The following is an 8,980-nucleotide window of genomic DNA, read 5'->3' as shown; positions in this document are numbered from 1 at the left end:
CCAGAGCGCGCCATGACAGCGGCGCGGACTGCTGCGCCACCGTGAAGCGCGCCCCCGGCGCGTCGGCCGAAATCCATACCCACGCGCCGTCGGGCAGGTCGAACGACTGGCCCGGCGCCAGCCAGACGTCGCCGCGCTGCCCTTCCACCGTCAGCCAGATATTGCCCTCGCGCGCGACGATGCGCTGGCCCGGCCGCGCGCGCCAGCTGACCGGCGTACCGGCCTGGTCCAGCTCGAAGTCCCTGAGTTCCTGCATGGTGCTGCTCCTGTCGATGGGCATCGAACGGAGCCGGCCCGTCCAACCGCCGCCCGCCGGCCGCGCCGCACGCGGGCCGGCCATTGCCCAGGCGGGCATGGTGGACGGCGATGGTCGGAAAGCCTTTCGGTATTCCGCGACGGTTGTTGCCCGCTGCGCCAGGCCTGCTGCCACTGTGGGCGACCGCACGGACGGCGGCGCCACGGCGTGCTTCGATGCACGATTTCATTATGGACGGCCGGCGCGGCCATCCCAGTGACAGTTCCAGACAGTTTCCCAGGTACTGTTCCGGCGTTTTTTCTGACAGTTCGGCCGTCGGCTAGCGGTGCAGCACGGCGTTGCGACGCGCGTAGCTGAAATAGATCACCAGGCCGAGCGCCAGCCACAGCAGGAAGGCGATCCAGGTGAACGGCTGCAGATGCGCCATCAGGAACAGGCAGAAGCCCACCGACAGCAGCGGCACCACCGGCACGCCGGGGCAGCGGAAGGTGCGCGGCAGGTCGGGCCGGGTCCGGCGCAGCACCAGCACCGCGATCGAGATCAGCGCGAAGGCCGACAGCGTGCCGATATTGATCAGCTCGGCCAGCACGTTCAACGGCACCAGGCCGGCGATCGACGAGAACACGATGCCGACCGCCCAGGTCGCCTGAAACGGCGTCGCGTGCACCGGATGCACCTGCGACAGCCTGGCCGGCAGCAGCCCGTCGCGCGACATCGCGAACAGGATGCGGGTCTGGCCGTAGGTCATCACCAGGATCACCGTGGTCATGCCGAGGATCGCGCCCAGGTCGACGAAGCCGGCGACCCAGTTTTCGCCGGCGTACTGCAGCGCCAGCGAGACCGGATGGTCGATGCCCTCGAACTTCGGGAACGGCACGATGCCGGTCATGATCGCGGCCACCGCGACATACAGCAGCGCGCAGACCGCCAGCGAGCCGATGATGCCGATCGGCAGGTCGCGGCGCGGGTTGCGCACCTCCTCCGCCGCCGAGGTCACCGCGTCGAAGCCGATGAAGGCGAAGAACACCAGCGCCGCCGCATTGACGATGCCGGCGAAGCCAAACGGCGCATAGGGCTGCCAGTTGGCCGGCTTGACGTGCCAGACGCCGACCACGATGAACAGCAGCACCACCGCGACCTTGATCGCCACCATGATGTTGTTGACGCGCGCCGACTCGCGCACGCCGTACGACACCACCCAAGTGATCGCCAGCATGATCAGCACCGCGGGCAGGTTCAGTACCGTCTGCACGCCGGGCACCGCGCCCGGCGCGGCGGTCAGCGCGGCCGGCAACTGCAGGCCGAAGCCCGACAGCAGCGACTGGAAGTAGCCGGACCAGCCCACCGACACCGCCGAGGTTGCCAGCCCGTATTCGAGCAGCAGGTCCCAGCCGATCATCCAGGCGACGATCTCGCCCAGCGTGGCGTAGCTGTAGGTATAGATCGAGCCGGACACCGGGATCGCGGTCGCGAACTCGGCGTAGCACAGCGCGGCGAAACCGCAGGCAAGCGCGGCGATCACGAAGGACAGCGTCAGCGCCGGACCGGCGGTCAGCGCGCCGGTACCGGTCAGCACGAAGATGCCGGTGCCGATGATGGCGCCGATGCCCATCATCACCAGGTCGACCGGGCCGAGCACCTTTTTCAAGCCATCGTCGCGGCTCGCGGCGAGCATCGTTTCGATGTCCTTGGTGCGGAACAAGCTCATGAAGGGATCTCCTGCATTGGCGGCATCCGCCCCGGGGTCGGTTACGCGGTGTCGCCAGGATCGAGTTGGCCGGCCTGTGGATGACCGGTCGCCAATGCCCGCGCGCGCCACCGCCTGGGCGGACGCGCGGGCAGCCCGCGGGCCGGCAAGGTGTGCCGGCCGGGGCAAAAAAGGCGCCTAGTTTAGCGAACCGCGCCGGCCAAGCCGTCACTTATGGAGGCGGGCTTCGGGGTTCGGGGCAGGAGATTCCGGGGAAGGCGGGCGGCTTATCGGCGAGAGAAGGAACCACGCCGGCGGGTGTTCTCCCTCTCCCCATCAGGGGGAGAGGGTTGGGGAGAGGGGGTGGTTTCGATCCGCGATGGCAGAACGACCGCCCGCTGCCCTCTCCCCAACCCCTCTCCCGCAGGCGGGAGAGGGGAAAACCAAGCCGCGGTGCGGTGCGCGCGCGACGCCTTACTGCACGTCCTTCAGCACCTGCCGCACCGTGTCGAACAGCTCGGCGATCTGCGCCTCGGTGACGATCAGCGGCGGCGAGAAGGCCAGGATGTCGCCGGTGTAGCGAACCAGCACGCCGCGCTCCAGGCACTTCAGGAAGACCTCGTAGCCGCGCGCGCCCGGCTGTCCCGGCCGCGGTTCGAGCTCGATGCCGGCCACCAGGCCCAGGTTGCGGATGTCCTTGACGTGCGGGGCGCCACGCACGCCGTGCGCGGCCTCCTCGAACAGCGGCGCGAGCTTCGCGGCGCGGCCGAACAGGTCCTCGCTGCGGTACAGGTCCAGCGTGGCGATCGCCGCGGCGGCCGCCAGCGGGTGGCCCGAATAGGTGTAGCCGTGCGGCAGCTCGATCGCGCCCGCGGCGGCGGCGTCGATCACCGTGTCGTGGACCTCGCGCCGGACCGCCACCGCGCCCATCGGCACGGCCGCGTTGTTGATCGCCTTGGCCATCGTGATCAGGTCCGGCGTGACCTGGAAGCGCTCGGCCGCGGTGGCCGCGCCCAGGCGGCCGAAGGCAGTGATCACCTCGTCGAAGATCAGCAGGATGCCGTGCTTGCTGGTGATCTCGCGCAGCCGCTCGAGATAGCCGACCGGCGGCACCAGCACGCCGGCCGAGCCCGCCAGCGGCTCGACGATCACGGCGGCGACATTGGACGGGTCGTGCAGCGCGATGATCCGCTCGAGGTCGTCGGCCAGATGCGCGCCCCAGGTCGGCTGCCCCTTGGAGAAGGCCGCCTCGGCGATATTGAGCGTGGCCGGCAGATGGTCGGTACCGGGCATCAGGTTGGCCGAGAAGGCCTTGCGGTTCGGGCCGATGCCGCCGACCGCCATGCCGCCGAAGCCGACGCCGTGATAGCCGCGCTCGCGGCCGATGAAGCGGGTGCGCTGCCCCTCGCCGCGGGCGCGGTGGTAGGACAGCGCGATCTTCAGCGCGGTATCGACCGACTCGGAGCCCGAGTTGGTGAAGAAGATGCGGTCCAGGCCCGACGGCATGATCGCCGCCACCTTGCTGGCCGCCTCGAACGACAGCGGATGCCCCATCTGGAACGGCGGCGCATAGTCCAGCGTCTGCACCTGGTGCGCGATCGCGTCGGCGATCTCCTTGCGGCAGTGCCCGGCGGCCACGCACCACAGGCCGGCGCAGCCGTCGAGGATCTTGCGGCCGTCGTGGGTCGTGTAGTACATGCCGCTGGCCGAAGCCAGCAGCCGCGGCGCCGCCTTGTACTGGCGGTTCGCGGTGAACGGCATCCACAGCGCATCGAGATCGGGAATCACGGTCTTGGCGGCGTCCATTACTTCCTCCTTGGTTCGTCCGGATGTCGTTCCGGGTGTCGTTCGGGGTCCGCGCCACCGCGCCGAAGCGCCCGATGGTGCGGGATAGCGATCCGGCCACTGTAGCCAGCCCTGCTTCAGCTAAAAATATACGGTTGTGAAATGCTCGCCTTACCGTACTGTTTTTTCGCCTCAAACCGTACAGGTACAGGAGCGCCCCAACCCAGTGCCATCTCGCGATGCCACGGTATTGGCCGACAATCCGCGCCATCGCGGCATGACGGAGCGGTCCGGCGGCGCGCTTCGCCCCGCTTGAACTGTACAGGCATCGCCCGCACAATGCGGTCGCATGATCCAGCTCGAATTGACCCGCAGCCGCCGTGGCGGCGACACGCTGACCGAACAGATCGTCGCCGGCATCGCCGCGCTGGTGGACCGGCGCGCGCTGCGCCCCGGCATCGCGGTGCCCTCGGTGCGGCGCTTCGCCGCGCAGCATGGCGTCAGCACCTTCACGGTGGCCGAGGCCTACGGCCGGCTGACCGCGCTCGGCTACTTGGCGGCGCGCGCCGGCTCGGGCTACACGGTGGCGCATCGCCAGCCCAGTACCGAACAGGCGCACCACCCCCGCTGGGAAACCCCGGCGCTGAACGCCGCCTGGCTGCTGTCGGACGTGTTCGCCGACCACTCGGTGCCGATCAAGGCTGGCGCCGGCTGGCTGCCCGGCGACTGGCTCAACGAGGAAGGGCTGCACCAGGCGATCCGCGCCGCCGCGCGCGTGCCGGCCGGGCAGGTGTCGGGCTACGGCCATCCCTATGGCTTCGCCGCGCTGCGCGAGCACATCGCCACCCGGCTGGCGCAGTACGGCATGCCGATGCAGGCGCAGCAGGTGGTGCTGACGCAGGGCGCGACCCAGGCGCTGGACCTGGTGGTGCGCACGCTGCTGCGCGCCGGCGATACCGTGCTGGTCGAGGACCCGTGCTACTGCAATCTGCTGCAGATCCTGCGGCTCGCCGGGCTGAAGGTCGTCGGCGTGCCGCGCGGCGCGGCGGGGCTCGATACCGACGCGCTGGACGCGGCGATCCGCCGGCACGGGCCGCGCGCCCTGTTCGTCAACACGGTGCTGCAGAATCCGACCGGCGGCACGCTGACCAGCATGAACGCGCACCGCGTGCTGCAACTGGCCGAGCAGCACCGGCTGCTGGTGGTCGAGGACGATATCTACCGGGAGCTGGCGCCGGCCGGCGCGCCGATGCTCGCGGCGATGGACGGGCTGTCGCACGTGGTCTATGTCAACGGGTTCTCGAAGACCATCACGCCGTCGCTGCGGGTCGGCTATCTGGCGGCCAGCCCGGAACTGGCCAAGGCCTTCGCCCGCACCAAGATGGCGGTCGGGCTGACCTCGTCGGAGGTGACCGAGCGGCTGGTCTATGCGGTGCTGACCGGCGGCCACTACGCGCGCCATGTCGACGCGCTGGCGGCCCGGCTGCGCGCGCAGCAGGACCGGGTCACCGAGAAGATGGAGGCGCACGGCCTCGAAGTGCTGCTGCGCCCGGAAGGCGGCATGTTTGCCTGGGCGCGCGTGCGAGGGGCGCCCGACGGCGCGGCCGCCGCCGCGCACGGGCTGTCCGGCGGACAACTGGCGACGCGCGCGCTGTCGCACGGCGTGTGGCTGGCACCCGGCAGCTATTTCGCGCCGGACGAGACCGATTCGCCGTGGATCCGCTTCAATATCGCGACCAGCGATGCGCCGGCGCTGTGGGAATTCTTCGACGGCGTGCGCGGCGGCGGCTAGCCGCGCACGCCTCTGGCTACGCCAACGACCGGCGCCAACGACCGCTCAGAAGCGGTAGCGCACGTAGCCGGTGTAGAAGTTGGTACCCGGATTCGGCCGCTTGATGCTGGCGTTCGAGATGTGCTGGAAGCGGAAACCCGCCTCGGCGCGCTTCTGCGGGCCGAAGGCCACGCCCACGCCGACCATGTCCGAGAACTGGAACGCGGTGCTGTAGTCGTGCGAGTCCGACGTCGAGGTGGCGCTCATCAGCCGCAGGCCGACCGACAGCTCGGCAAACGGCACCACGCTCCAGCCATGCTTTTCGACGCGCAGGATCGGCGAGAAGCCGATCTCGGTCACGTCGCGGCGATTGTTGCCGGTGCGCGCGTTCCAGCGGGCCAGTTCGACTTCCCACTGCAGCTTGGCCAGCCAGCCCTGTGGATTGCCGTAGGCGAATCCCGAATCCCAGTTCAGCCCGATCTCGTACTTGTTCAGGCCGTGGCCGGGGTCGCGGCCGTAGGCGACATGGACGGCGGGATCGGCCTGGGCCGGCGCCGCCACGATCAGCGCTGCGGCAGCGCAGCAAAGGGCGGCCGAGCGGCGCAGCGAACGCGCCGTCCGTTCTTGTTGTTGTGTCATGGTCGAGGGGAGAGAGTTGAAAGATGCCGGCGAAGGCACTGGCACAGTCCGTGCCAGGCACAACACGCCACACGCATTGGCGCCGCGCGAACCGGCCCAGGCTAGGCCCAGAGCCGTTCGATCAGCCATCCGGCGGTGGCGCACATGCCCAGCCACGCCGCCATGCAACCGGCAATGAATCGATAAGTCATCGTACTTTTGGCAAGCAAAGAGCGAAGTTACGCAAATTCGTGACCCGGATGATACATGCATTCATGAATGTATGTTACGAGCCGATAAATCCATTTCGCGTCTGGGGGTAAACGATCCGCCACCCGAAAACTTGAGCCGCGCCGCGCCCGCCGGCGCACCGCCAACAGGGATTTGCGCCTGCCGGCACGCGCATGCTGCTACCCTTGCGGCCATCGAAAAGAGGCACGCCATGCATACCCACGATCTCTCCCCCTGGACCCATTCGCATGTGTTCGACCGCGGCAACGCCGCCGGCGAGCGCGGGACGCGCCTGGTGCTGCTGCTGACGGCCGCGGCGATGGTCGCGGAGATCGGCGCCGGCTGGTGGTTCGGCTCGATGGCGCTGCTGGCCGACGGCTGGCACATGAGTTCGCATGCGCTGGCGATCGGCCTGTCTGTATTCGCGTATGCGGCGGCCCGCCGCTTCGCCAACGACCGCCGCTTCGCCTTCGGCACCTGGAAGATCGAGGTGCTGGCCGGCTTCGCCAGCGCGATCTTCCTGATGGGCGTGGCCGCGCTGATGGGCTTCGCGTCGATCGAGCGGCTGTTCGCGCCGGCGGCGATCCGCTATCCGGAGGCGATGGCGGTCACCTGCCTGGGCCTGCTGGTCAATCTGGCCAGCGCCTGGCTGCTGGGCGGCGCCCACCATCATCACCACCACGGGCACGGGAACGACCACGATCACGCTCACCATCACCACGATCATCACCACGATCATCACCACGGCCACGACCACCATCACGGCCACGCGCATGGCCACGACCTGAACCTGCGCTCGGCCTATCTGCACGTGCTGGCCGACGCCGCCACTTCGGTGCTGGCACTGCTGGCGCTGGCGGGCGGCTGGTGCCTCGGCTGGAACTGGCTCGACCCGGTGATGGGCATCGTCGGCGCGGTGCTGGTCGGACACTGGGCGCTCGGCCTGATCCGCCAGACCTCGGCCGTGCTGCTCGATCGCGAGATGGACCACCCGGTGGTCGACGAGGTGCGCGAGGTGCTGGCCGGGTTCGATCACGGGCGCGAGGGCACCCGCATGACCGACCTGCATGTCTGGCGCGTCGGCAAGGACAAGTTCGCCTGCATCGTCGCGCTGGTCACGCACGACCCGACGCTGACGCCGGCGCGCGTGCGTACCGCCCTCGGCGTGCACGAGGAACTGGCGCATGTGACGGTGGAAATCGCGCGCTGCGACGATGGCGCGATGGTCAAGGCCGGCTGACCGAGGCTGCTGACCGGCTCGCACCCGCGCACGGGCGCGGGCAGGAAGACTGGAGGCGGGGGAACGGAATCGAACCGTCGTACACGGCTTTGCAGGCCGTGGCATGCCACTCTGCCACCCCGCCGCTGTTGTGAAGCGGTGCGCTGCGAAACAGCGCGGGCCGAAGTGTAGCCCGATTCTCCCGATCGTGCAGGCGAGCGCTCCATCGGCCCACACCGGACCCCACAGCGATCTCTGCTATCGTCTCGGCCATCGTTGAAAGGCCCTTTCCGCATGCGACTGCTGCACACCTCGGACTGGCATCTGGGCCAGACCCTGCATCACTACGACCGCACCCACGAACACCAGCACTTCCTCGACTGGCTGCTCGATACGCTGGACGCCGAGGCCACCGACCTGCTGCTGGTCGCCGGCGATATCTTCGATACCGCCAACCCGTCGGCCGCCGCGCAGCGGCAGCTGTACCGCTTCCTGACCGAGGCGAGGCGCCGGCGTCCGCATCTGGCGATCGCGATGATCGCCGGCAATCATGATTCGCCGGCGCGGCTGGAGGCGCCCGCGCCCTTCCTCGACTGGTTCGGCGCGGCCTGCGTCGGCCAGGTCCACCGGCTGCCCGACGGCACGATGGACATGGAAAGGCTGGTGGTGCCGGTGCGCGATGCGCAGGGCCGGATCGCGGCGTGGTGCCTGGCCATCCCCTTCCTGCGGCCCGGCGATGTGCCGCGCGTCGACGGCTCCAGCGACCATGCCGATGACGATGCCGACGCCGATGCCGACCCCTACCAGGCCGGCGTCGCCGCGCTCTATCGCGGCGCGCTCGAACTGGCGCTCGCCCGCCGGCAACCCGGTCAGCCCATCGTCGCGCTCGGCCATTGCCATATGCGCGACGGCGAGGTGTCGGAGGACTCCGAGCGGCGCATCGTGATCGGTGGCGCCGAGGCGCTGCCCGCCGGCATCTTCGACCCCGCCATCGCCTATGTCGCGCTGGGCCACCTGCATCGGCCGCAGAAGGTCGGCCGCCACGAGCACATCCGCTACAGCGGCAGTCCGCTGCCAATGTCGTTCTCCGAGATCCACTACCCGCACCAGGTCGTCAGCGCCAGACTGGACGGCGAAGCGCTGGCCGAGTGGCACGCGATCCCGGTGCCCAGGCCGGTCGAGCTGATGCGCGTGCCGCCGACGCCCCGGCCGCTGGAACAGGTGCTCGACGCGCTGCGCGCGCTCGAGCTGCCGCCATTGCCGGACTCGCTGCAGCCCTATCTGCAGGTCCGCGTCACGCTGGACGGTCCCGAGCCGGCACTGCGCGCGAAGGTCGAAGCCGCGCTCGACGGCAAGCCGGTGCGCCTCGCGCGCATCGAGGTCAGCGCCGCCGGCGCGCCCGGCGACGCGCCC

At 69.6% G+C, this 8,980-nt stretch carries 7 protein-coding genes and 1 tRNA gene; 3 read left to right on the top strand and 5 right to left on the bottom strand.

Features of this window, described 5'->3' with window-relative positions:
* From B551_RS07955 to B551_RS07945, 3 genes are all read right to left on the bottom strand, one after another.
* The coding region (locus B551_RS07955) for a DUF2917 domain-containing protein (RefSeq protein WP_043438095.1) at nt 1-256 on the bottom strand (256 nt) is incomplete at its 3' end.
* A 319-nt stretch (nt 257-575) separates the two neighbouring features.
* The gene (locus B551_RS07950; RefSeq protein ID WP_023263832.1) at nt 576-1,964 is read right to left on the bottom strand and encodes an amino acid permease; all 1,389 of its coding nucleotides are present in this window, start codon (nt 1,962-1,964) and stop codon (nt 576-578) included.
* Between the two features lie 453 nt (nt 1,965-2,417).
* Nucleotides 2,418-3,749, bottom strand: a complete 1,332-nt coding sequence (locus B551_RS07945; protein ID WP_006579448.1) for an aspartate aminotransferase family protein — start codon at nt 3,747-3,749, stop codon at nt 2,418-2,420.
* Between the two features lie 328 nt (nt 3,750-4,077).
* Between B551_RS07945 and B551_RS07940 the strand changes: the two genes are divergently transcribed.
* On the top strand, nt 4,078-5,520 hold the full coding sequence (locus B551_RS07940; RefSeq protein WP_023263831.1) for a PLP-dependent aminotransferase family protein: 1,443 nt from the start codon (nt 4,078-4,080) through the stop codon (nt 5,518-5,520).
* A 45-nt stretch (nt 5,521-5,565) separates the two neighbouring features.
* Here the strand turns inward: B551_RS07940 and B551_RS07935 are convergent, their stop codons facing one another.
* Nucleotides 5,566-6,138: an acyloxyacyl hydrolase gene (locus tag B551_RS07935; protein ID WP_023263830.1), complete on the bottom strand. Its 573-nt coding sequence runs from the start codon at nt 6,136-6,138 to the stop codon at nt 5,566-5,568.
* Between the two features lie 421 nt (nt 6,139-6,559).
* On the opposite strand from B551_RS07935, the gene dmeF reads away from it, so the two are divergent.
* Nucleotides 6,560-7,588 carry a CDF family Co(II)/Ni(II) efflux transporter DmeF gene (gene dmeF / locus B551_RS07930; protein ID WP_006580109.1) on the top strand — a complete coding sequence of 343 codons (1,029 nt, stop codon included), beginning with the start codon at nt 6,560-6,562 and terminating at the stop codon, nt 7,586-7,588.
* A 50-nt stretch (nt 7,589-7,638) separates the two neighbouring features.
* Here the strand turns inward: dmeF and B551_RS07925 are convergent.
* A tRNA-Cys gene (locus B551_RS07925) sits at nt 7,639-7,712 on the bottom strand.
* Nucleotides 7,713-7,861: 149 nt separating this feature from the next.
* On the opposite strand from B551_RS07925, the gene B551_RS07920 reads away from it, so the two are divergent.
* A partial coding sequence (locus tag B551_RS07920; protein ID WP_023263828.1) for an exonuclease SbcCD subunit D C-terminal domain-containing protein occupies nt 7,862-8,980 on the top strand: 1,119 nt, incomplete at its 3' end.

The organism is Cupriavidus sp. HPC(L), from assembly GCF_000307735.3.
Taxonomy (GTDB): Bacteria; Pseudomonadota; Gammaproteobacteria; order Burkholderiales; family Burkholderiaceae; genus Cupriavidus.
The sequence above is the reverse complement of the archived record's forward strand: the minus strand, read 5'-3'. Positions and strand labels throughout refer to the sequence as shown.